The organism is Xanthomonas dyei, from assembly GCF_002939865.1.
GTDB classification, from domain to species: domain Bacteria; phylum Pseudomonadota; class Gammaproteobacteria; order Xanthomonadales; family Xanthomonadaceae; genus Xanthomonas; species Xanthomonas dyei.
This window is the reverse complement of record NZ_MDEE01000010.1, coordinates 68,569-90,136: the sequence shown is the minus strand read 5'-3', so window position 1 is coordinate 90,136 and position 21,568 is coordinate 68,569. Positions and strand designations below refer to the sequence as shown.

General features: G+C 65.2%; 19 protein-coding genes and 4 pseudogenes. 11 read left to right on the top strand and 12 right to left on the bottom strand.

Features of this window, described 5'->3' with window-relative positions:
* Nucleotides 1-42: 42 nt before the first annotated feature.
* The 4 genes from XdyCFBP7245_RS09205 to XdyCFBP7245_RS09190 all read right to left on the bottom strand — a co-directional run bounded on the left by XdyCFBP7245_RS09205 (nt 43) and on the right by XdyCFBP7245_RS09190 (nt 3,276).
* A complete protein-coding gene (locus tag XdyCFBP7245_RS09205; protein ID WP_055848219.1) occupies nt 43-780 on the bottom strand; it encodes an endonuclease/exonuclease/phosphatase family protein in 738 nt (245 codons plus the stop codon).
* Between the two features lie 49 nt (nt 781-829).
* Nucleotides 830-1,642, bottom strand: a complete 813-nt coding sequence (locus tag XdyCFBP7245_RS09200; protein WP_104615383.1) for a thiol:disulfide interchange protein DsbA/DsbL — start codon at nt 1,640-1,642, stop codon at nt 830-832.
* A 90-nt stretch (nt 1,643-1,732) separates the two neighbouring features.
* On the bottom strand, nt 1,733-2,383 hold the full coding sequence (locus XdyCFBP7245_RS09195) for a thiol:disulfide interchange protein DsbA/DsbL (RefSeq protein ID WP_104615382.1): 651 nt from the start codon (nt 2,381-2,383) through the stop codon (nt 1,733-1,735).
* Nucleotides 2,384-2,478: 95 nt separating this feature from the next.
* Nucleotides 2,479-3,276 (bottom strand): c-type cytochrome, encoded by a 798-nt coding sequence (locus XdyCFBP7245_RS09190; protein WP_170068586.1) that lies wholly within the window; start codon nt 3,274-3,276, stop codon nt 2,479-2,481.
* A 143-nt stretch (nt 3,277-3,419) separates the two neighbouring features.
* On the opposite strand from XdyCFBP7245_RS09190, the gene yihA reads away from it, so the two are divergent.
* Entirely contained in the window at nt 3,420-4,043 is a 624-nt protein-coding gene (gene yihA, locus XdyCFBP7245_RS09185; RefSeq protein WP_104615381.1) for a ribosome biogenesis GTP-binding protein YihA/YsxC, read from the top strand.
* A 336-nt stretch (nt 4,044-4,379) separates the two neighbouring features.
* Nucleotides 4,380-5,744, top strand: coding sequence for a glutamate--cysteine ligase (locus XdyCFBP7245_RS09180; protein WP_104615380.1), 1,365 nt, complete (start codon nt 4,380-4,382; stop codon nt 5,742-5,744).
* Nucleotides 5,745-5,869: 125 nt separating this feature from the next.
* Here XdyCFBP7245_RS09180 and XdyCFBP7245_RS09175 read toward each other — a convergent pair.
* The 3 genes and pseudogenes from XdyCFBP7245_RS09175 to XdyCFBP7245_RS09170 form a co-directional block, all read right to left on the bottom strand.
* Nucleotides 5,870-6,886 (bottom strand): annotated as a pseudogene (locus tag XdyCFBP7245_RS09175) (ATP-binding protein); the annotation flags it as partial.
* A gap of 128 nt (nt 6,887-7,014) precedes the next feature.
* Nucleotides 7,015-7,354, bottom strand: a pseudogene (locus XdyCFBP7245_RS24890) (two-component sensor histidine kinase); the annotation flags it as partial.
* A complete protein-coding gene (locus XdyCFBP7245_RS09170; protein WP_104615378.1) occupies nt 7,351-8,070 on the bottom strand; it encodes a response regulator in 720 nt (239 codons plus the stop codon). The pseudogene XdyCFBP7245_RS24890 and the gene XdyCFBP7245_RS09170, both read right to left, overlap by 4 nt.
* A gap of 137 nt (nt 8,071-8,207) precedes the next feature.
* Between XdyCFBP7245_RS09170 and XdyCFBP7245_RS09165 the strand changes: the two genes are divergently transcribed.
* Nucleotides 8,208-9,308 carry a glycosyltransferase gene (locus tag XdyCFBP7245_RS09165; protein WP_104615377.1) on the top strand — a complete coding sequence of 367 codons (1,101 nt, stop codon included), beginning with the start codon at nt 8,208-8,210 and terminating at the stop codon, nt 9,306-9,308.
* Between the two features lie 311 nt (nt 9,309-9,619).
* On the opposite strand, the gene XdyCFBP7245_RS09160 is transcribed toward XdyCFBP7245_RS09165, so the two are convergent.
* Nucleotides 9,620-10,792: a TDT family transporter gene (locus tag XdyCFBP7245_RS09160; protein WP_104615376.1), complete on the bottom strand. Its 1,173-nt coding sequence runs from the start codon at nt 10,790-10,792 to the stop codon at nt 9,620-9,622.
* 107 nt (nt 10,793-10,899) lie between these two features.
* On the opposite strand from XdyCFBP7245_RS09160, the gene XdyCFBP7245_RS09155 reads away from it, so the two are divergent.
* The 5 genes from XdyCFBP7245_RS09155 to fghA all read left to right on the top strand — a co-directional run bounded on the left by XdyCFBP7245_RS09155 (nt 10,900) and on the right by fghA (nt 15,015).
* The gene (locus XdyCFBP7245_RS09155; RefSeq protein ID WP_104615375.1) at nt 10,900-11,814 is read left to right on the top strand and encodes a LysR family transcriptional regulator; all 915 of its coding nucleotides are present in this window, start codon (nt 10,900-10,902) and stop codon (nt 11,812-11,814) included.
* A gap of 219 nt (nt 11,815-12,033) precedes the next feature.
* Nucleotides 12,034-12,309: a metal-sensing transcriptional repressor gene (locus XdyCFBP7245_RS09150; protein WP_104615374.1), complete on the top strand. Its 276-nt coding sequence runs from the start codon at nt 12,034-12,036 to the stop codon at nt 12,307-12,309.
* Nucleotides 12,310-12,373: 64 nt separating this feature from the next.
* Nucleotides 12,374-13,483, top strand: coding sequence for an S-(hydroxymethyl)glutathione dehydrogenase/class III alcohol dehydrogenase (locus XdyCFBP7245_RS09145; protein WP_104615373.1), 1,110 nt, complete (start codon nt 12,374-12,376; stop codon nt 13,481-13,483).
* 67 nt (nt 13,484-13,550) lie between these two features.
* Nucleotides 13,551-14,126: an S-(hydroxymethyl)glutathione synthase gene (gfa, locus tag XdyCFBP7245_RS09140; RefSeq protein WP_104615428.1), complete on the top strand. Its 576-nt coding sequence runs from the start codon at nt 13,551-13,553 to the stop codon at nt 14,124-14,126.
* A 58-nt stretch (nt 14,127-14,184) separates the two neighbouring features.
* Nucleotides 14,185-15,015, top strand: coding sequence for an S-formylglutathione hydrolase (fghA, locus tag XdyCFBP7245_RS09135; protein ID WP_104615372.1), 831 nt, complete (start codon nt 14,185-14,187; stop codon nt 15,013-15,015).
* 331 nt (nt 15,016-15,346) lie between these two features.
* Here fghA and XdyCFBP7245_RS24465 read toward each other — a convergent pair.
* Nucleotides 15,347-15,472, bottom strand: a pseudogene (locus XdyCFBP7245_RS24465) (PLP-dependent aminotransferase family protein); the annotation flags it as partial.
* On the opposite strand from XdyCFBP7245_RS24465, the pseudogene XdyCFBP7245_RS09125 reads away from it, so the two are divergent.
* Nucleotides 15,440-15,763 (top strand): annotated as a pseudogene (locus tag XdyCFBP7245_RS09125) (EamA/RhaT family transporter); the annotation flags it as partial. The pseudogenes XdyCFBP7245_RS24465 and XdyCFBP7245_RS09125 overlap by 33 nt on opposite strands.
* A 66-nt stretch (nt 15,764-15,829) precedes the next feature.
* Here the strand turns inward: XdyCFBP7245_RS09125 and XdyCFBP7245_RS09120 are convergent.
* The gene (locus tag XdyCFBP7245_RS09120) at nt 15,830-16,168 is read right to left on the bottom strand and encodes a hypothetical protein (RefSeq protein ID WP_170068584.1); all 339 of its coding nucleotides are present in this window, start codon (nt 16,166-16,168) and stop codon (nt 15,830-15,832) included.
* An 86-nt stretch (nt 16,169-16,254) separates the two neighbouring features.
* Nucleotides 16,255-17,199 carry a DegV family protein gene (locus XdyCFBP7245_RS09115; protein WP_104615370.1) on the bottom strand — a complete coding sequence of 315 codons (945 nt, stop codon included), beginning with the start codon at nt 17,197-17,199 and terminating at the stop codon, nt 16,255-16,257.
* Nucleotides 17,200-17,776: 577 nt separating this feature from the next.
* Between XdyCFBP7245_RS09115 and XdyCFBP7245_RS09110 the strand changes: the two genes are divergently transcribed.
* Both XdyCFBP7245_RS09110 and XdyCFBP7245_RS09105 read left to right on the top strand, forming a co-directional pair.
* Complete coding sequence (locus tag XdyCFBP7245_RS09110) at nt 17,777-18,592, top strand: GH12 family glycosyl hydrolase domain-containing protein (RefSeq protein ID WP_104615369.1); 816 nt, start codon at nt 17,777-17,779, stop codon at nt 18,590-18,592.
* Nucleotides 18,593-18,954: 362 nt separating this feature from the next.
* Nucleotides 18,955-19,746 (top strand): GH12 family glycosyl hydrolase domain-containing protein, encoded by a 792-nt coding sequence (locus XdyCFBP7245_RS09105; RefSeq protein ID WP_104615368.1) that lies wholly within the window; start codon nt 18,955-18,957, stop codon nt 19,744-19,746.
* A 185-nt stretch (nt 19,747-19,931) separates the two neighbouring features.
* On the opposite strand, the gene XdyCFBP7245_RS09100 is transcribed toward XdyCFBP7245_RS09105, so the two are convergent.
* The gene (locus tag XdyCFBP7245_RS09100) at nt 19,932-21,533 is read right to left on the bottom strand and encodes a rhamnogalacturonan lyase B N-terminal domain-containing protein (protein ID WP_104615367.1); all 1,602 of its coding nucleotides are present in this window, start codon (nt 21,531-21,533) and stop codon (nt 19,932-19,934) included.
* Nucleotides 21,534-21,568: the final 35 nt, after the last annotated feature.

The following is a 21,568-nucleotide window of genomic DNA, read 5'->3' as shown; positions in this document are numbered from 1 at the left end:
GGTCGAGTTCGCCAGTGCGAACCCGTCGGCACTTTGCGTGCGCTAGCGCAGCAACTGCAGCGGAACGCGGATATCCATACCCACTGCCAGATGATCGGAGAACGCGGCAGGAATCGCTTCGGTGTGCTCGATCACCAGACTGTCGCTGACCAGGATATGGTCGATCGCCCGGTCCGGGCGCCAGCTTGGGAAGGTGTGCACCACGCAGCTCGGCGGCTGCAATCGCGTATGCCGATACAACGCCTGCATCTCTGGACGGTCGGCCACGCAGTTGAAGTCGCCCATCAGCATCGCGTTGGGATGCTCGGAGAGCAGCTCGGCGATGAAGGCCAACTGGGCCATGCGCGAATTGGCGCCCAGCGACAGATGCGCCACCGCAACCGCGAGCCCATCGCGGCCTTGCCCGAACTTGGCCAGCAGGATGCCGCGTCCGCCGATGCGGCCGGGCAATGCATGGTCCTGGACTTCCAGCGGTTCCAGCTTGCTCAGCAATCCGTTGGCGCTGGACGCCACCCCGCCCATGCGGCGGTTGGGCTGGTGGCTCCAGTAGTGGAAGCCGGCACGCTCGGCCAGATAGTGGGTCTGGTTGGTGAAGCCCGAGCGCAGGCTGCCTGGGTCGGCCTCCTGCAGGCCGACGATGTCGCGGTCGCCGGCCAGCTTGGCGATGCTGTCCAGGCTGGTGCGTTTGGCTCCCAGCGGTAACGCGTGCGACCAGCTGCGGGTCACATAATCGCTGTAACGGCGGGTGCTGGAGCCGGCCTGGATATTGGCGGTCAGCACCCGCAGGGTGCGCGAGTCCGAAGCGTTCACGATGCGGCGGTCGCCCGGCTCACTTGGCCAGGGTGGCGCGTTCGCGCGCGATCAGGTGATCGGCCACGCGCAGCATGTCCGGGAAGCTCTTGCCCTTGACCAGGTACTTGCCATTGACGATCAGCGACGGCGTGCCGGTGATCTGGCTACGGGTGGCGAACTGCTTGGCGCGGTTGGTCTTGGCCGAGACGCCGAAGCTGCTCATGGTGTCGATGAAGGTCTTCTGGTCCACGCCGTACTTGGCGTAGAACGCGGCGATGTCCTGCACCGAATCCTTGCCGCGCTCGCCCTTGAGGGTCTGGTCGACGTGGATGGCCTTGTACAGCGCTTCGTGGGTCTTTTCCTGCACGCCCAGGGTCTCGGCGGCGTAGAACGCACGCGCATAGTCATCCCACGGGCCACCGAACATCGCCGGCACGTAGACGAAATGCACGTCCGACGGCAGCCCGGCCTTCCACGGCCCGACCAGCGGTTGGAACGCATTGCAGGCCGGGCAGACATAGCCAAAGACTTCGGCCACTTCGATCTTGCCGGCGGCCTGCTGGTACGGCTGGCCTGCCTGGATGTCCACATAGTCGGTGCCGGCGACCGGCTCGGGGCCGTTCGGTGCGCGCGGAGCGGCACTGGGCGCGGCGGCCGGCGGCGCGGCGGCGCTTTCGCCAACCGCAGGCGGGGCGGCCGGATCGGTAGCCGGGGCAGCTGCAGGTGCAGGCGCCGTCTCGGCAGCCGGCGTTGCGGCGGCAGGTGCGGTGTCGGACGAGCCGTCCTGGGCCTTGCAGGCGACCAGGATCGGCAGCAGCGCCATCAGCGTCAGGGCGAAGCGGGTCTTCATCGGATTGGATCTCCAGCGTGGGGCGAGGAAAGGGCCGGACGGCCGCGGGGCGCATGATGCCACGGCGACCGTCGGTGGCGGTTACGCGGTTCAGCGCTTGGCAGGCGCGGCGTGCTCGCGGGCGATGAGGTAGTCGGCCACGCGCAGCATGTCCGGGTAATTGCGCGCGCCGATCAGGTAACGCCCGTTGACGATGATGGCCGGGGTGCCGGGCAGCTTGCTGCGCTTGGCGAAGTCGCGCGCGGCATCCAGCTTGGCGTCCACCGCCTGGCTCTTGTAGGTCTCGACGAAGCGCTGCTGCGGCACGCCGTAGTTGGCATAGAACGCAGCCAGTTCTTCCGGCGCCACGTTCTGGGTCGGCACGCTCTGTTTTTCGTGGATGGCATCGAACATGGCGCGGTGGCTGCGCTTGGCCACACCGAGGATGTCGGCGGCGAAGTACGCGCGCGCAAACGTGTCCCAGAACCCGCCGAAAGCGGCCGGCACCGGGGTGAAGCGCACGTAGGACGGTTGCTTGGCCGCCCAGGCTTCCAGCGTCGGCTCGAAGTGCGCGCAATGCGGGCAGGTGTAGCCGAACACTTCCACCACTTCGACCTTGCCGGCCAGTGGCGCATACGGCTGGCCACCGTCGATCAGGGTGTAGTCCTCGCCTTCGACCGGCGGCGCCGTCTTGTCGGCGGCGCAGGCCGCCAGTGGCACCAGGATCAACAACAGCAGGGACAGGCGGGAAAGCAGATTCATGCAGGCTCCGTGGGATCTAAAGAGGGGGGCGGGAAACGACGACGCCGGTCGCGGGACCGGCGTCGTGACACGGTGGGGCAGGTGGGCGCCTCAACTCATGAGCGCGCCGGTGTGCCGGCAGGCGTCTGTGCAGCGGCGGCATCGTCGGCGCGGTCGTGCAGGCCTTGCAGATAGCTGGACAGCGCCTGGATCTCCTGCTCGCTCAGCGGGCGTGCCACCTGCGCCATGATATTGAACAGCGCCGGATTGCGCTCCTGGGTGGTGCCGGCCTGGTAGTCCTTCAGGCGCCGCGCCACGTAGTCGGCATGCTGGCCGCCCAGGCGCGGATACGCCGGGCCCGGATTGCCGCCGCCGGATGGGCCGTGGCACGCCATGCAGGCCGGCACGCCACGCGCGATGTCGCCACCGCGGTAGAGCTTTTCGCCGACCTCGTAGAACTTCATGCCCTGATACGGGCCCTCGGCGATCACTGCATCGTCGGCGACCCCGGCGGACGCCTTCTGGGTGGCGAAGTAGGCGCCCAGGTCGCGCATGTCCTGCGCGGTGAGGTCCTTGACGAACGGCACCATCACCGCCGACATCCCGGTATTGCGCTCGCCGCTGGCGATCAGGGCCACCTGATGCGCCACATAGCGCTCGGTTTGCCCGGCGATGCGCGGGTACATCGCCACCGCCGGATTGCCGTCCGGGCCGTGGCAGGCTGCGCAGGCGGCCGCCTTGGCCTGGCCGGCCTTGGCATCGCCCCAGGTGGTCTTGGCCAGATCCACCTCCAGCGGCGCAACGCGCACAGGCGGTGGATCGGGGATCGGCGTGACCGCCGATTGCGCAAACGCCACGGCGGCAATGACCGGCACGGCGAGGGCGGTGAGGACTAGCACACGAGCATGGCGCATCAGCTAAAGCTCCGTATGGACCCGGCCCGCGCGCGTTGGGTGCTGGCAGTGGCAGGCATGCTTCGATTATCGACACGCCTTTGCGCCAGGGTCAACGAACAGTGCAGCAAAACCGCCGGGCCCGAACGTGCGATCCTAGTGAGATGTCGCTCCTTATCGAACAAGCCCGCTACCACCTGTCCGCCCATAACGCCCGGCAATTGCCCGACGATGGCGGTTACGAGGTGGCCTTCGCCGGCCGCTCCAACGCCGGAAAATCAAGCGCACTCAATGCGCTGACCCGCCAGAACGCGCTCGCCCGCGTGTCCAAGACCCCCGGCCGCACCCAGCAGCTGGTGTTCTTCCAGATCCAGCCCGAGCGCTATCTGGTGGATCTGCCCGGTTACGGCTACGCCAAGGTGCCGCAGGACCTGCAGGCGCACTGGCAGGCCTTCATCGACCGCTATTTCCGCACCCGCGAGGCGCTGCGCGGCCTGGTGGTGGTGATGGACATCCGCCATCCGCTCAAGGATTACGACCTGCAGATGCTCGGCTACGCCGCCGAACGCGGCCTGCCTGCGCACGGCTTGTTGACCAAGGCCGACAAGCTCGGCCGTGGCCAGCAGATGCAGACCCTGCAGAAGGTCAAGAAGGAAGTGACCTCGCGCTTCGGCGACAGCGTGACCGTGCAGACCTACTCCGGCGAATCGCGCCAGGGCGTGGACGAATTGCGCGGCATCGTTGGCGGCTGGCTGGGCCTGGGTGTGGAAACGCCCGTCGTCGAGTGATGCCTGGCGGCCGTTATGGCCGCGTCCTTTTGATGCGATGCAAGAAGGCGAGCCAGTGCTCGCCGTCCTCGTGTGTGCCGGTCGGTACGGGCCGGTCGGCAGCCAGGGTCGACCGGTGTACCGGTTGCGGCCGCCTGATCGCAACAGGTGTTGCGGCGGAAGCGTTGACTGCTGAGATGCGCACTGCGGCACATCCTGCGGCGTGCGCATGGATGGAAATCTCAGACCCGGCTAATGGCGGCAATACTTGCATGCCCTACGGGTATAGTGCGGGCCTTGCGGTGGCCGGGGAGTATCCCCACATCGTCCCACCCCTTCACGTTTGCGAGCCTGCCCTTGTCGAGTCCCAGCCACGTTGCCGAAACGCCGATCACCGAACGCGCGGAACTGGTCCAGGTGCTCGCCTCCGGCGAGAAGCCCAGCGCGGACTGGCGGATCGGGACCGAGCACGAGAAGTTCGGCTTCCAGCTCGATGATCTGCGCGCGCCCACTTTCGAAGGCGCGCGTGGCATTCAAGCCTTGCTGACCGGGTTGACCCGGTTCGGCTGGGAGCCGGTGCAGGAAAACGGCCACACCATCGCGCTGCTGCGCGACGGCGCCTCGGTGACGCTGGAGCCGGCTGGCCAGCTGGAATTGTCCGGCGCGGCGGTGGAAACCCTGCATGACACATGCGTGGAAACCGGCACCCATCTGGACGAAGTGGCCCAGGTCGCCGGCGAGTTGCAGCTTGGGTTCCTGGGCATGGGCTTCCAGCCCAAGTGGCGGCGCGACCAGATGCCGTGGATGCCCAAGGGCCGCTACCAGATCATGAAGAACTACATGCCCAAGGTCGGCTCGCTCGGCCTGGACATGATGACGCGCACCTGCACGGTGCAGGTCAATCTGGATTACGCCACCGAAGCGGACATGGTGCAGAAGTTCCGCGTGTCGCTGGCATTGCAGCCGATCGCCACCGCCTTGTTCGCCGATTCGCCGTTCACCGAGGGCAAGCCCAACGGCTACCTGAGCTATCGCTCGCACATCTGGACCGACACCGACGCCGATCGCACCGGCATGCTGGATTTCGTGTTCGAAGACGGTTTCAGCTACGAGCGCTACGTCGATTACCTGCTCGATGTGCCGATGTATTTTTCGTATCGCAATGGCGTCTATGTCGATGCCAGCGGGCAGAGCTTCCGCGATTTCATGCAAGGCAAGCTGCCGGCGTTGCCGGGCGCGTTGCCGACGCTGCGCGACTGGTCGGACCACATGACCACCGCGTTTCCGGAAGTGCGCCTGAAGAAGTATCTGGAAATGCGTGGCGCCGATGCCGGCCCGTGGAATCGCCTGTGCGCGTTGTCGGCGTTCTGGGTGGGGCTGTTGTACGACCAGACCGCGCTGGATGCGGCCTGGGACCTTGTCAAGGATTTCAGCCCCACCGAACGCCACGCCCTGCGCGACGGCGTACCCAAGCACGCGCTGGGTCTGCCGTTCCGCAACGGCACCGTGCGCGACCTGGCGGTAGAGGCAGTCAACATCGCCCGCGAAGGCCTGCGCCGGCGCGCGCGCTTGAATGGCGATGGCCAGGACGAAACCGGCTTTGTCGACGTGATCGCCGAGATCGCCGAGAGCGGCGTTACCGCTGCCGAGCGCAAGCTGGCGCTGTATCACGGCGCATGGAACGGCGATATCGACCGCGTCTTCCGCGAGTTTGCGTACTGAGGAAGCGGTTAGCCGAACGCGCGGCGTTGCTGTGCGTGGATGCGTATGCGGCGAGTTGTCGGTGATGCAGCCTTGATTGCGCGGCTTCCACCCTGGCGCCCTGATGCGCAGGGTCGGCCGCAGTCTCAGTTTGGTTTGCCCATGCACGGCAGGCGTACTGTCACGCGCAGGCCGCCTGCCGTGCGATTGTCCAGGCGCAGGTCGCCGCCATGCGCCAGCACGATGCTATGGGTGACCGACAAGCCCAGGCCGATGCCACCGGTGCCACGATTGCGCGAAGACTCGCCACGCACGAACGGCAGTAGCAGTTGTTCGCGCTGGCTGGGGTCGATGCCGGGGCCGTCGTCGTCGATCCACAGCACGCCATCCTCGCCATCGCGGGTGAGCTGAAGGCGCGCGCACTTGCCGTATTTCAGGGCGTTTTCGAGCAGATTCATTACCGCGCGGCGCAATGCCAGCGGGTCGCCATCCAGGGTGATGGTCGGGCCGGGCAGCAGCACTGCGTCGGCGCCGATATCGGTGGCGTTGTCGACCACACTCTCCACCAGCAAGCGCAGATCCAGCGGCGCGCGTTCGCCGCGATGGCGGTCGTTCTGGATGAAGTCCAGCGCCGCGGAAATCATCGCCTTCATCTCGTCGATATCGGCCAGCGCCTTTTCGCGCAGCGGCGGTTGCAGGTCGTCCAGTCGAAACGACAACCGCGCCAGCGGGGTGCGCAGGTCGTGCGCGATGGCCGCCACCATATGGGTGCGCTCGTTGATCAGCCGGTTCAGGCGCGCCTGCATCGCATTGAACGAATCGGCGGCGCGGACGATTTCCGGTGGGCCGCTGCGTTGCAGTGCGGCGGCGTGGGGATTGCGGCCCAGCCGGTCGGCGGCTTCGGCAAAGCGCTTGATCGGTGCCGACAGCGCGCGCGAGAACCACCATGCCAGCGGCCCGTTGGCGAGCAGGCCGGCCAGGAACAACAGCACGATATGGGTCTTGAATTCGGCCGACAGCCGCCGCCGCGGCGATTCCACCGTGCGCCAGCGGCCATCGGGCTGCTGCAGTGCGGCGGTAAAACCATCCAGCAGCGGCACGCCGGGTGTCAGGCGTTCGCTTTCCCAGTCATCGGGGGCCTGATCCGGGCGCAGCCCGTTGCCGAACGGCGAGTCGCCGGCGTTGCGGTCGGACGCCCAGTCGGGCGACATCCGTTGCCGGCCGTCGCTGCCTGTGGCATCGGTGGCGTGCAGCTGGCCGGGCAGATGCCGTGGTCGGTCGGCGGCCAGTCGCGGGCTTTCGCGGTCGTCGGCACTGCGATAGAACCGCACGCGCTGCGCATCGACATCCAGCCAGTGCGCCAGCAGCATTTCCGCGAAGGCATCGCGCACCTGGCCAGGCGGTGCGGACGGCTGCTGCGCGCCGTCGTGCACCTTCAGGGTCTGGGTGCCGGCGGGCATGCGCGTGGACAGCAGCGCCACCACTTCCGGCGGGTGCACCGGCGGCTCGTAGACAGGGGTGCGCATCACCAGCAGGGCGATGCCGATGACCTGGGCGGTGAGCAGGGCCACCGCCAGCAGGACGAACGTGCGGGCAAAGATCGACAGCCCGCGACGTGCCGGTTTGCTCACAGACGCGAGACGCCCGGCAGCAGCATGTAGCCTTCGTTGCGTACGGTGCGAATCAACTCGGTATGGACGCGCTCATTGATCTTGCGGCGCAGGCGGCTGATCTGGCTGTCGATGGCGCGGTCGTAGACGTTGGTATCGCGGCCGCGTGCGTAGTCCAGCAGCTGGTCGCGGCTGAGCACGCGTTGCGGATGCTCGACGAAGGTGCGCAGCAACGCGAATTCGCCGTCGGAGAGATTGATGAAGATGCCGGTGGGGTCGCGCAGGTCGCGGCGCACCACGTCCAGCCGCCAGCCGGCGAATTCGTAGACGTTTCCGCGCTGGTCGGCCTGCTCGTTGCTGGCCTGGCTGCGGCGCAGCAAGGCGCGCACCCGCGCCAGCAGTTCGCGCGGGTTGCAGGGTTTGGCCAGGTAGTCGTCGGCGCCCACTTCCAGGCCGATGATGCGGTCGGTGTCGTTGCCCAGCGCACTGAGCATGATGACTGCCGGCGAACCGCGTTCGCTGGCCAGGGCGCGCGCTGCGCTCAGCCCATCTTCTCCCGGCATCATCACGTCGAGTACGATGAGGTCGGGGCGGCGCTGCGCCATGCGCGTGCGCATGTCCGCCACGTTTTCGGCAACGTCCACCTGGTACCCGTGGGCGCTCAGAAATTCGCCGATGAGCTTGCGCAGGTCCGGGTCGTCGTCGACCACAAGAACGCAGGGTTGTTGCATATCCATGGAGGTCATCGTCGGTGGCGCGGAGGTTGGCCCGCGCAGGGTGGTGGCTACCGGATACATGGTGCTCGCAGTTGCAAGGCTGGAACACACATCATAATGATCAAATTTGTCAATTATTGGCACACGTGCAAGGCAACATGACGGGACGGGACATCACGCAGGACACCATCGCTTCGACACTGCGCCATCCCGATGGCGAGTGCGTGAATGGCAAGGCGTTTCCGATGATGCGGGTGATCAGCCGCGATAACGGCGTGGGCCTGACCCGCGACATGGTACTGATGGCGCAGACCCTGCGCGCCGGCGGCGTGCCCGTGCAGGAGCTGGGGTTCACCAGCCAGCGGTTGCAGGACACCGGACGCGAGGTGCGCCTGTGGGCCAGTCGCGCGCTGTTCGGGCGGGTGCCGCTGCAGATTTTTTCCGAGCGCGTGTATGCGCGCTGCCTGCCGCTGGGGCAGATCAACCTGCTGGTGCCCAATCCGGAATGGCTGCTGCCCAAATGGCTGCCGTTGCTGCCGAAATTCGACGCGGTGCTGTGCAAGACCCACCATGCCGAGCGGATTTTCCAGAGCCTGGGCTGCACCACGCATTTCATCGGCTTTACCAGTCCGGATCGCTACGACGCCCGGGTGCCGCGCCAGCGGGCCTTTTTTCATCTGGCCGGGCGCAGTACCGCCAAGGGCACCCGCGTGCTGCTGGACACCTGGAAGCAGCATCCGGAGTGGCCGCTGCTGACGGTGGTGCAGAGTCCGCGGACCGCCGGCAAGCCGGTGGTGGCGCCGAATATCGATCACCGCGTGCGCTATCTCGACGATGCGGAACTGCGTCGGCTGCAGAATGCGCATCTTTTCCACTTGTGTCCTTCCGAGGCCGAAGGCTTCGGCCACTACCTGATGGAAGCGCTGAGCGTGGGGGCGGTGACCTTGGCCACCGATGGCGAGCCGATGAACGAGCTGGTCAAGCCGGAGCATGGTGTGCTGATTCCGGTGGGAGACGTGCGCCAGCGGCGCCTGGCGTCGTATTACTACGTGGACGCAGCGGGAATCGCGCAAGCGGTGGAGACCGCGCTTGCGATGCCGCAGGCCGCACTGGATGCGCTGTCGGCCAATGCGCGTGCGTTTTATCAAGCCAACGATGCCGCCTTTGCAGGGCGATTCTGCAGCGCGGTACTGGCGTCGCTGCCGGACCATGCGCCGCAACACGCTGTGGGCATTGCGCCGGTCGTGGTCGATCGTTGAGGGGGTGATGCGCCAGGCCGCGCCTGCGGTCGTGCACGACTCCGTCCCGCCACCGGTTGGTGCCAACCAAGGGCTAGCGCATCTTGGTCGCGCATGGTTTCAGGCGAACGTTGCTGCCGACAGGGCGCAGCGGTATTGGCGTTGTGCCGTTCACTTTAGTTGCTCAATGGTGCGCTGATGGGCCTGCTCGGTACGCACAGTCATGGCGCCGCATGCATGCGATGCACGACCGAGTAGTCGCCGGCTGAGTAGAGTGCAGCGGTGGCGGAACCAATGGCAACGAATCGATCAAGCACTCTTGACTGCACCGCTCACCGCGCAGTCGTTTCGCTATGCAGTTCCGCAATGCAGGGCGATACGAACAGATTGCCGCGATATGCGCCGGCCAGGGTCCTGGCCGCGACGACTGCCCAGACCACGCCAAGCACGGCCACCAGGGCGACGCCGAGCGTATTGAAGAACATCAGTTGCACTAGCGCGCCAAGTTTCAAGGTGGCCACGGCGTAGACGCCAAGTGGAAAGGTAAAGCCCCACCAGCCCAGATTGAACGGCACCTCGGCACGGAAATAGCGCGCGGTGATCAGCACCGACAGCAGCAGCCACCAGGCGCCCAAACCCCAGAACAGCACGCCGCCGATCACGCCGACGCCCGCGGCGATGTGCCCGAGCTCGGCCAGCCCGTGTGCGGCGAAGATCGCCGGGGCGTCGGCGCCCATCACCAGCATGCCCAGCGCACCGGTGCCGATCGGGCCGAGCGACAACCAGCTCGATGCCGCCATGCTGGCCGGCGGCAGCTGATGCAAGGCCATGCGCAGCAGCAGGATGACCAGGATGCTCATCGCCACCGGCACCGAATACGCCCACAACGCATAGCTGGCAATCAGCATCGCGAACCGCGTGCCTGCATCGGCAAGGTGCGGAGCCAACAGCCCGCCGCTGGCCGCCGCCACCTCGGCCGCCACCACCGGCAACAACCACACCGCAGTCATCTGCTCGATGCGGTGCTGCTGCCGGGTAAACATCAAATACGGCACGCCCACTCCGCAGGCCACTGCCATTGCCGCGTCCACCCACCACAAAGCCTCGGCCAGCGGCAACACAGCGCTGCCCCAACGTGGCACGCCGTAGAGCAACAGACCGTTGATGATGGTCGCCAGGCCCATCGGGATGGTGCCCAGGAACATCGAGGCGCTGGCGTGCGCGAAGATCCGTTTGGCTTCATCGAAGAACAGCACCCAACGCGCGGCATACAGCAGCGCGAAGACGACAAACAGCGCAACGTTGAACATCCACAGGCGCTCGCCGACCACCGCCAAGCCTTGAACGTGCCACGGCAGTTGACCGAGCGCCAGCGCGAAAATGCCGGTGCCCATGGTGGCAGCGAACCAGTTCGGGGTGAACTGGCGGATGACCTCGCGCGGGCCGGACAACGCCTTGAAGGGACGCAGCCTTTGGGTGACGGGCAGTGCAGTCGCAGTGGACATGGCGGTGGGTGGCACCTTGGAGAGGACAGTGGCATAAGTGTCGAGCGATAGGACGTAGCTGTAAAACGGGTAATATCGCTATCTGATACTTGTAAAGCAGGTAAGTCGTGCGCCTGACGTTGCGGCAACTTCAGATCTTTTGCGCCATTGCCCAACATGGCAGCACCACCAGCGCCGGGCTGGCGGTGGCGTTGTCGCAGTCGGCCACCAGTGCAGCGCTCAATGAGTTGGAGCATGCGTTGGGCACGCAGTTATTCGATCGCGTCGGCAAACGTTTGGTGCTCAACGATGTGGGCACGGCGCTGTTGCCGCAGGCGCGCAAGCTGCTCGATGGCGCGCAGGAGATCGAGGCGGGATTCGAACCGGGCGCTGCGTCTTCTAAAGCTCGCTTGAAGATCGGTTGCAGCACGACGATCGGCAATCATGTGTTGCCGCTGGTGCTGCATGCGCTACGCAAGCAGGCGCCAGCGCTGCGCGTTGATATGGAAAGCGCCAATAGCAGCGCGATCGCGCGCAAGGTGGCCAACTTCGAGCTGGACATGGGCTTGATCGAAGGGCCCTGTCATCTGCCGGAGCTGCGTGCCGAGCCGTGGCTGGTGGACGAGTTGCTGGTCGTGGTCGGTCGCCGGCATGCGTTGGCCAAGCGGGCCAAGGTCACGTTGGCCGACCTGCGCGACGCCGACTGGCTGTTGCGCGAGCCGGGCTCGGGCACGCGTGAAGAGGTCGAGCAGTTGCTGCTGCGGCATCTGCATGCATTGTCCGATACGCGGCAGATCGGCAGCTCGGAAGCGATCAAGAACATGGTGGTGCAGGGCCTGGGTGTGAGTTGCCTGTCGCGCTGGGTGGTGGATGAGCTGATCGCAACGAAGAAGTTGAAGCCGTTGGCCGGTGGGCTGCCGCGCTTGACCCGGCGGTTCTTTCTGATCGCCCATCGCGACAAGTTTTTTTCTCCCGCGCTTGAGCGCTTTCACGCCACTTGCCTGCAGTTCAAATGCGAGCACGACCAGCGCTCACAGCGTTAGCCGCGAGCACGCCACGCTGCGCAATCGCGTGCGGCAATGCAGCAGGATGATGCGCGCAGCACTGCCTGGATGTGATGCGAAGGCAGTACGGCGATGATGTGAGCGCGGTCACCTTCTGTTTGCGTGCAGCGTGTGTATCGACTGCTCGACAGCCCTCGGCATCGCTTTTTCCATACAGATGCCTATACTGCCCCCCAGTATCTTGGGTGGAGGGCCGGCATGCCGCATTCGCCGCTGGAAAAGAAACGCGCACTGGCGCGAGTACGGCGGTTGCGTGGGCAGTGCGACGCACTTGAGCGTGCGTTGCAATCGGGCGCAGACTGCGCCCCGGTGCTACAGCAGATCGCCGCGATCCGGGGGGCCGTCAATGGGTTGATGTCGCAGGTGCTTGAAGCGCATGTCCGTGAAGACTTCGGGCATGCTGCTGTGTCCGATGCGCAACGCGCCAAGCGGATACAGGACCTGCTGGGCCTGGTCCGGTCTTACCTCAAATGAACTCCCACCGGGCCGGCACATGCCGTGTCCGTCCTCGAACATCCTCGTCAGGAGCGCTATCCCAATGAAATCCCGTGCAGCAGTCGCATTCGGACCCGGCAAGCCGCTGGAAATCGTCGAGATCGACGTCGCACCGCCGAAGGCCGGCGAAGTGCTGGTCCGCATCACTCACACCGGCGTGTGCCATACCGATGCCTTTACGCTGTCCGGCGATGATCCGGAAGGTATCTTTCCGTCGGTGCTGGGCCACGAAGGCGGCGGCATCGTCGAGCAGATCGGCGAGGGCGTGACCAGCGTCAAGGTCGGCGACCACGTGATCCCGCTGTACACGGCCGAATGCCGCAAGTGCAAATTCTGTCTATCCGGCAAGACCAACCTGTGTCAGGCCGTGCGCGCCACTCAGGGCAAGGGCCTGATGCCGGACGGCACCACGCGCTTCTCCTATAACGGCGAGCCGATCTTCCACTACATGGGCTGCAGCACCTTCAGCGAATACACCGTGGTGCCGGAAATCTCGCTGGCGGTGGTCAATCCCGAAGCGCCGCTGGAAAAGGTCTGCCTGCTCGGCTGCGGCGTCACCACCGGCATCGGTGCGGTGCACAACACCGCCAAGGTCAAGCCGGGTGAGAGCGTAGCCGTGTTCGGTTTGGGCGGCATTGGTCTTGCGGTGATCCAGGGTGCGGTGCAGGCCAAGGCCGGGCGCATCCTGGCCATCGATACCAACCCGGGCAAGTTCGACCTGGCGCGCAGCATGGGCGCCACCGATTGCATCAACCCGAAGGACTACGACAAGCCGATCCAGGAAGTGATCGTGGAGTTGACCGATGGCGGCGTGGATTTCAGCTTCGAGTGCATCGGCAACGTCAACGTGATGCGTTCGGCGCTGGAGTGCTGCCACAAGGGCTGGGGCGAGAGCGTCATCATCGGCGTGGCCGGCGCCGGCCAGGAAATCAGCACCCGTCCGTTCCAACTGGTCACCGGCCGCGTGTGGCGCGGCAGCGCCTTCGGTGGCGTCAAGGGGCGCACGCAATTGCCTGGCATGGTGGAGCAGTCGATGAAGGGCGAGATCGATCTCGATCCGTTCATCACCCACACCATGCCGCTGGAAGAGATCAACGAAGCCTTCGACCTGATGCATGAAGGCAAGTCGATCCGTACCGTGATTCATTTCTGACCACACGGCCAGGAGCGGCGCGCGGCCGCTTCCGCGCACGTGGGACCGAGACTCCGGGAGGGGCATGATGGCTAACGTGTCGATTCATCCTTTGGTAGATGGTGGCGTTGCGCGAGGTGGTGCGGAAAATTTTCAAGGAGGAACCCTCGAATGCCACTGCGCCAGCGACAAGGTGGTGGTGGAAGTGGGTGCGCAGACCGCACACAACCACGCATGCGGCTGCAGTAAATGCTGGAAACCCGAGGGCGCGACGTTTTCCGTGATTGCGGTGGCGCCGCGCGACAAGGTCAAGGTGCTTGCGCATGGAGAAAAGCTGAAGATCGTCGATGAAAGCGCGACGATCCAGCGACACGCCTGCACGGCATGCGGCGTGCACCTGATCGGCCGGATCGAGAACAAGGAGCATGCGTTCTACGGGCTGGATTTCGTGCACACCGAGCTGTCCAAGCAGCAGGGGTGGTCGGCGCCGGGCTTTGCCGCATTCGTCTCGTCCATCATCGAAACCGGCACCCCGCCGGATCAGATGGAGGGCGTGCGCGCGCGTCTGACCGAGCTGGGATTGACTCCCTACGACTGCCTGTCGCCGGCGTTGATGGATGCGCTGTCGACGCAGGTGGCGCGCAAGAAGGGCTTGTTGCACTGATGGTCCAGCCCTGCGCCCGGTCTCCGGGCGCAGGGTTTTCTCTTCGTAAGGAATCTTCATGGAACGTATCGAACACCGTGCCTGTTTTGGTGGTTGGCAGGACGTGTACCGGCATCAGTCGCAGGCCTTGGATTGCAGCATGACGGTGGGCGTGTATCTGCCGCCGCAGGCCGCCGATGGTCCGTTGCCGGTGCTGTATTGGCTCAGCGGCCTGACCTGCACCGAGCAAAACTTCATCAGCAAGGCCGGTGCGCAGCGCTACGCCGCCGAGCATGGGGTGATTCTGGTCGCGCCGGATACCAGCCCGCGTGGCGACGATGTGGCCGATGCAGAGGGCTACGACATCGGCAAGGGCGCCGGCTTCTATGTCGATGCGACGCAGCAGCCATGGGCTGCGCACTACCGCATGTACGACTACGTGGTGAACGAATTACCGGCACTGATCGAAGCGCACTTTGCCACCACCGGTGCGCGCGCGATCAGCGGCCACTCGATGGGCGGGCATGGCGCATTGACCATCGCGTTGAAGAACCCAGGGCGCTATCGCAGCGTGTCGGCGTTTTCGCCCATCGTGGCACCCAGCCAGGTGCCGTGGGGCGAGAAAGCGTTTGGGCAGTATCTGGGCGACGATCGCAACAGCTGGAAGGCATATGACGCCACCGCGTTGATCGCGCAGGCGCAGGAGCGTTTGCCGCTGTTGATCGATCAGGGCGGGGCGGACGAATTTCTGGAAAATCAGCTGAAAACCGGGTTATTCGAAGACGCGGCCAAGGCTGCGGCGTATCCGGTGACCGTGCGCATGCAGCCTGGGTACGACCATAGCTATTACTTCATCTCCAGCTTCATCGGCGAGCATATTGCGCATCATGCTGCGGCATTGCGTGGTTGATTGTGTTGTTGTTGCGGTGGCAAGCGACGGTGTTCCGGAATGCGCTCGCCGTTGATACATGTGCACCCTGCCGCATGTGTTGCGGTCGCTATTTGCTGCCGTTTGGCGCGTAGTTCCCTTCTCCCATCGGGAGAATGTGCCCCGTAGGGGCGGGTGAGGTACGCGCGCAGCTCGGTGCAGAGAGTGATTGCGTGAGTGCCTTCGCACCGCACCCTCACCCCAACCCCTCTCCCGGTGGGAGAGGGGCTTGACGCGGCACGATGCGTCCGACTTCCTTCTCCCATCGGGAAAAGGGCTTGTGCGCTCACTTTTCGCCAGACATGACCGGTGGCTAGCGCAGCTGCTGCGCAGCGAGTCTGCCCAAGTGGCGCATGGCTGTTTCCAGGCGGTCGCTCCAGGGTTGGCCGCAGCTCAGGCGCAGGTGATCGGTGTAGTCACTGCGGCTCGAATACGGATGCCGATGCTGATCCTGGCGGCGGTGCTGCAAGGCGAGCGCACGCGCCGAAGCGACCTGGGCTGGACGCTGCTGGCCGTTGTCGGCGTGGCGTGCTCGACCGATCCGGCGCGGTTGTGGCATCGCGCCGATCGCGGTTATCCGTTCGGGATTGCGCTGACCCTGCTGGCGGCGCCGCTCTTGATGTCGCGGCGTATCAGCCGCGAACGGCCACTGGCGGTGGTGCCGGTGCAGTGGCTGGGTCTGGCGATGATCGTGCTCGGCACGCTGGCGGTCAATCTCAAATGGCGTTGACCACGCGGCGCATTGGCGCGGGCATGACCGCGCGCCGCCACGCATGCAGCGTGGCGGCGCACAGGGTCAACGCACGTCGCGCATTTGCCAGTGGTGGCCGGCCAGGGCTTGCATGCGCTGTTTGAACAGGTCTCCGGGAATGCTGGTGGTGGCGACCAGGTCGATGCGCAGATCGTCCTGCTTGCCGGTGACGGTGGCCGACGGATCGGTGATGCCCAGCGCGGGGTCCACTTCGTCCGGGTCGGCCTGTAGCTGGCGCCAGCGATCGAACCAGGCCGGGTCGCGCAGTGCGGCCTGCAACTGTTCGGCAAACGCCTCGGCGCCGTTGGCGGTGAAGCTCACCGATGGCGCGCTGCCGCGGGCGAGCTTGGGGTCGGGCAGGCTGATCGAGTAGCTGACAGGCATGGACACACTCCGTTGAATGACGGCGGCACACTAGCCGAGGGCGGGTGAGAACGCCGTCGAAGGCCATGTGCCGCCAAGCGCTTGCTTCAGGCGGAAAAACGATGCGGTTCTGCGGCGAAGGCCACCGCCAGCGCGCCCTTGCCCACGTTGACCATGCCGGTCAGGCTCATCACGCTTTCGAACAGGTCCACGCCATGGCTCTGGCAGGCGGCCTGCAACGCGGCATAGCCGGGCAGGGCATGCAGCTCGGCCAGCTCGCCGCCATAGCCGACGCACACGGTGGGCGTCATCAGGCCCTCGTGGAGCTTGCGCACGGTAAAGCCGAACAGCTTCTCGGCCGACGGCTCGAAGCCCTTGAGCTTGGCCACCGGTTCGGTGACGCCGCGATAGGCACGCAGCACCGGCTTGATATCCAGCGCACTGCCCAGCGCCGCGCCGATCAGGCCCACGCTGCGATCGCCTTTGGTGCGTGCACGCGCGCGCAGGTAATACAGATCGCGCGGAATCATGTAGCCATAGGTGTGCTCGGCCAGCTGCTCCAGGCGCGTACGGATCGCTGCAACACCCTGGCCCTGCTCGCGCAGGCGCACCGCTTCCACCGCGGTGATGCCCTGGCCGGCAAACAGGTTCAAGGTATCGATCACGCGCAATGCGAAGGGCGAGCTGTGCCCCGCGGCCTGACGGATCGGCTTGTAGTCGTTGAGGATCGCGAAGCTGGCCTGCATGGCATTGTCGTAGATCTGGCTGCGCAGCTTGGAGATGGTCAGGCAGAACACGTGGTCGTAATCGATGACCAGGCGCTGCAGGAACAGATCGCGGATCTGGTTGACCGAAAACGGTGTGGTCTCTGCTTCGTGCCCACGCTCGGCCACATGCGCCTGCAGAAAACTCAGCGTGGCTTCTTCATCGCGATGATCGGCCAGCACGGCCTCGCCGATACGGACGCTGATCGGCAGCACGATCACGTTGTTGCGTTGGATGAAGTCCTGCGGCAAATCGCACGCACTGTCCACCACGATTCCGATGCGCATCGTCGCCCCCTCCGGCTGTTGCGTCGTTCCTAATTGCGAACGCTATCGCAAAACCGCCGCCGCGCGTAGAGCCAGCGGTCGGCGCGGCCGGGCCGGTGCGGGGCAAGCGGCGCAAAACCTGTCTGTCGAAGGGCGGTGCTTCACGATGTCCGTGGTGCTCTGCGTGTCGGGCGTGTGGTGCTTGGGCAGATTGGACACGGCATGGTCGGTCCAGCTGGACTGGCGGGGACAGTGCCCCGCAGCCAGGAGGCAGACGGCCGCGTCCGCCCAGCGCCGCCGTCGGCTGCCCGGGTCGGTACGAGCACACGACCATGTGGCTCTGCACCATTGGCGTGCGGCGCCAGGCCACGCACCTGAGCGGTACATGCCGGACCGACAGGAAGTTGGGTGCGAACTGAGGATCAGGGCACGTTCGGGATGCAAGGTAGCGCCCGCTATCGCGCTTGGCGCGGCTGTCCCGCCGGAATCGCTATAGCTCCTGCCGCAGCGCCGCTGCTAGGGTCGGCCGCACCGCTGCAGGGCGGGTCCCGGGGGCGCCGCACTGGCGCCGCCGCGCTGAACACCATGGAGAGTCAACATGCACACCACCCCATCCAACACCCTCACACTGACCGGTGCGCAGGCGCCCACCACACGGCGGCGCGCATCGCGCTGGTGGAAGGCCGCGCTGGCCATTGGTCTGGTGGCGCTGGCACCGGCGGCACTGGCTGGGCCGTACAAGATCTTTGGCAACCACTATGCGTGGGTCAATAATTTCAACGATCCCAACAACATCATCCAGGGCACCTTCGGTACCGGTACCACGCCGGAGCTCACCGTCACTTTCAACTTCGCCGACTACAACCTGTATGGGTATCCGGCGATCGTGCGCGGCTGGCACTACGACTGGAATCCGACCAGCGACACGTTGTTCCCAAAACAGATTTCCTCGATTTCCTCGCTCCCGTTCAAGTTCAACTACAGCGCCGGCGGCACCAATCTGGCGGGCGACTTTGCCTACGACATCTTCTTCCGCTGGGATACCGCCAAGGGCAATCCGCAGCTGGAAGTGATGATCTGGGGCGACCACAACTCCTGGCCGATCGGCACGGTCACCGCCACCAAGGTGATCACTGCGGGCGGGCGTACCTTCGATCTGTGGGAAGGCTTCAACTCCGGTGCCGGCTATTACGTGTACACCTTCATCCCGACCGGCACCGCCGGCCAGCCGACGCTCAAGACCAGCGGCAATCTCAACATCGATGCCAAGCCGTTCTTGACCTGGCTGCAGAACAACCGCTCCAAGGATGGCCGCTACAGCAACAGCATGTATCTGCATGCGGCCGAAGCGGGGTTTGAAGTGGTGCGCGGCAATGGCTGGGCCAAGGTCAGCGCCACGATGGATGCCAAGTAAGCGCATCCGGTGAGTCGTGCATGGACCGCCAGCGCAGCGGTCGGTCCACGCAGCGGTGTGTCGTTGACGGTATGTGCCGTCGTGCGCGCGCCGCTACTTGGTGGAGACTGCTGCCGGGTTCACTCGAATCTCAACAATGAAGTGGTCGTGTGTGCAGCGCATGCAATGGATGCGCCGCGCATCGGATGAGGCCACGGTGATCGGTCTGCAGGGATGGCCATGTTCGCGCCCCGTCAGTGCGCGGGCATTCGGCGTGGCGCGAAGGCGTCATTGCGCCGGATGCGTCCACGGTCATCGCCCACCCGCTGGCGTGTTGCCAGAGGGCGCGCGTGGCCCTCCCACCCATCATCGGAGTTCACCTCATGCACGTGCACGCTCGTTTCCGTTTGCCTCTGCGTTGCGGCGTTTCGCCGCGCGCCGCTGGACTGGCCCTGGTACTGGTTGCCGCCGGCGCCAGCGCCGCGACCGGCGAGACCAAGGTCTACGGCACGCAATACGCTTACAACAATAATTTCAACGACAACACCAACAACATCAAAGCGAGCTTCGGCTCCGGTAGCACGCCCAGCCTGACGATCTCCTACAACTTGCCCAGTGGGCAGTTGTACGGCTATCCGGCCATCTGCCGCGGCTGGCATTACACGATGAACCCGGCCACCGACAGCTATTTTCCGCATCAGGTCTCGAAGGTGAGCAGCCTGAGCGGCACGCTGGCCTTTACCACCAACGGCAGCGGGCAGACCGGCGACTTTGCCTACGATCTGTTTTTCCGCAAGGACACCAGCAAGGGCGATCCGCAGTTGGAAGTGATGATCTGGGGCGCCAACAATTCGTATCCGCTGGGCACGTTGACCGCGTCCAATGCATTCACCTCCGGCGGCGTGACCTACGATCTGTGGGAAGGCAATAACGCGGCCGCCGGCTACTACGTCTACACCTTCATCCCGCATGGCAGCGCCGGCAACAGCAACGCGCTTCCGGCCAAGGGCAACCTCAATGTGGACGTCAAGGCGTTTTTGACCAGATTGCAGGCGCTACGCGGTGGCGATGGCCGCTACAGCAGCGAGCTGTATCTGCAGGTGGTGGAAGGCGGTTTCGAGGTGACCGGCGGGATGGGGAAGGTATCGCTGACCGGCTCGATTGCGGCCAAGTAAACGCATCATTCGCCATCGATGCGATGTGCGACGACATGGGTGATGCATGCATCGTTGCAAGCGCGGGGGGCTGCGCACAACGTCTGATCCGCCAGCATCCAGCGATGGCAACGCCCACTTGAACCATGGCCACCACTGCACGTGCAGTGGTGGCCATGCGGGTGTTTCCGGCATGCGCGACGGATCTAGAGCGCCACCAACTGGAGGCTATCGAACACCACCGCCGGGCTGAGGTAGCCGTTGTCCGGAGATCCTGATGCAAGCCCGATCTCGATGCGGTTGCTGCCGACCTGCAGCGCCGAGGCGGGGATGTCCACCTCATACAGCGTGTTGTTGCCGCGCGTGGTGCCACGGGTGATGCCGCGCGTCTTCGGCTGATTGGGTGCGGCAGGAAGCGGGCCGTTCCAGCGCGCGTTGACGGCAATCTGCGGGCGCGCGCTGACCTGCGCCAGCGGCACGAAAATCCGTAGGCGATAGCCGCGAACCTCGCTGGACGCCAGGGTGAAGTCGATCCGGGTTGGCGTGTTGATGCTGCGCCACTGCACGGCCGGAAAACTCACCGCGCTGCTCGACCCGACGGTGTAGGTGACCGGCGCCCAGCGCATGCGTGTGTCGGAAGGATGCGCGCGCGGCAGCAGGTCGGCATGGCGAAATCCGGCCGGCGTGCCGTCGGGCACACCGATCTGCCATTTCAGCGTGCCGGGCAAGACCACGGCCTGCAATGCCGCCTGCGCGGTCGCATTGGCGAATACTTCGACATCGCGTTGCGCTACTTCCAGCTCGTTCTGGTACAGCGTCATGCGGTAGCGGCCCGGGCGCACGCCGGTAACCTGGTAATCGCCGCTGCCGTTGGCAGTGGCCCAGTACTGCGTCTGGTCATTGCGCAGGCCGATTACGGCCGGCTGGCCGGACAGCACGCCGCTGACCCGCCCGCTCACCGCACCACGCCCGCTGTCGGCCAGATAGCCGCTCACCCCCAACGTGGCATCGACAAAGTCGGTGCTCAGCTGCGCACTGCTCGGTGCGCCGCCATCGGTAAACAGCAGACCGTAGACGCCATGCAGGCCGCCGCGAAACGCTTCGGTCTGGGTGTGGTCGGAATACATGTAGTTGTAGAGCTCATGCGTCAGGCTGGTTTTTTGCGTGGCGATGTCCTTGAAGAACGGCCCGCCGGAACTGCGCTCGCGGTTGCCCATCAGCATGAACACTGCAACCCCCGCGCCGCTGACCCCATGCACCTGATCGTCGATCATGCGCCGCGCCGAATAGAACTTGGAGCTGGTGCGCCCATCCGGTAGCAGAAACACGTCTTCGCTTTCGACCATGGTACCGACATTGGAGTCGGGCTCCTGCTGCGCGGTGGGCAACTTGGCGACGTTCAAGCGCGCGACGAAGCGTAGTTCGCCCACCGGCAGCAGGGTCGGTGCGTAGGTGGCCATGTAGATCGCATTCCGGCCCTTGCGTGCGATGTAGTACTGGGTCAGATCGCCGGCCTTGGCCGACACCACGATCGCCCCGTCCACCAGGCGCGCGTCCACGCTGGCGCTGCCCAGGCCCGAGGCGATATGCGAGCCCTTGGACTCGGTGGTCTGCAACTCGTTGTCGCGGTAGCGCATCGACACGATGTCGCCGTTGTTGGCATTGACCGAAAACACCAGCTCGGCGCCGGTGTCCACCACCAGGCGGTCGCCGCTGCGGGTGAATCCAAAGGCGGCCATGGCCGGTGCGCTGACGCCGCCGTACAGACACAGCGCGCATGCCAGCATGCGCAAGGTGGAGTGGAGCATGTTCGGTTCCTTGGAGCAGCTAACAAACCTAGTGT

Coding starts and splice junctions, on each gene's coding strand:
- XdyCFBP7245_RS09110 (WP_104615369.1), top strand. CDS start 17,777: ATGCACACCACCCCATCCAACACCCTCACACTGACCGGTGCGCAGGCG.
- XdyCFBP7245_RS09160 (WP_104615376.1), bottom strand. CDS start 10,792: ATGTCCACTGCGACTGCACTGCCCGTCACCCAAAGGCTGCGTCCCTTC.
- XdyCFBP7245_RS09190 (WP_170068586.1), bottom strand. CDS start 3,276: ATGCGCCATGCTCGTGTGCTAGTCCTCACCGCCCTCGCCGTGCCGGTC.
- XdyCFBP7245_RS09120 (WP_170068584.1), bottom strand. CDS start 16,168: ATGCCTGTCAGCTACTCGATCAGCCTGCCCGACCCCAAGCTCGCCCGC.
- XdyCFBP7245_RS09200 (WP_104615383.1), bottom strand. CDS start 1,642: ATGAAGACCCGCTTCGCCCTGACGCTGATGGCGCTGCTGCCGATCCTG.
- XdyCFBP7245_RS09100 (WP_104615367.1), bottom strand. CDS start 21,533: ATGCTCCACTCCACCTTGCGCATGCTGGCATGCGCGCTGTGTCTGTAC.
- gfa (WP_104615428.1), top strand. CDS start 13,551: ATGGCTAACGTGTCGATTCATCCTTTGGTAGATGGTGGCGTTGCGCGA.
- yihA (WP_104615381.1), top strand. CDS start 3,420: ATGTCGCTCCTTATCGAACAAGCCCGCTACCACCTGTCCGCCCATAAC.
- XdyCFBP7245_RS09150 (WP_104615374.1), top strand. CDS start 12,034: ATGCCGCATTCGCCGCTGGAAAAGAAACGCGCACTGGCGCGAGTACGG.
- XdyCFBP7245_RS09170 (WP_104615378.1), bottom strand. CDS start 8,070: ATGGATATGCAACAACCCTGCGTTCTTGTGGTCGACGACGACCCGGAC.
- XdyCFBP7245_RS09195 (WP_104615382.1), bottom strand. CDS start 2,383: ATGAATCTGCTTTCCCGCCTGTCCCTGCTGTTGTTGATCCTGGTGCCA.
- XdyCFBP7245_RS09105 (WP_104615368.1), top strand. CDS start 18,955: ATGCACGTGCACGCTCGTTTCCGTTTGCCTCTGCGTTGCGGCGTTTCG.
- XdyCFBP7245_RS09165 (WP_104615377.1), top strand. CDS start 8,208: ATGACGGGACGGGACATCACGCAGGACACCATCGCTTCGACACTGCGC.
- fghA (WP_104615372.1), top strand. CDS start 14,185: ATGGAACGTATCGAACACCGTGCCTGTTTTGGTGGTTGGCAGGACGTG.
- XdyCFBP7245_RS09115 (WP_104615370.1), bottom strand. CDS start 17,199: ATGCGCATCGGAATCGTGGTGGACAGTGCGTGCGATTTGCCGCAGGAC.
- XdyCFBP7245_RS09145 (WP_104615373.1), top strand. CDS start 12,374: ATGAAATCCCGTGCAGCAGTCGCATTCGGACCCGGCAAGCCGCTGGAA.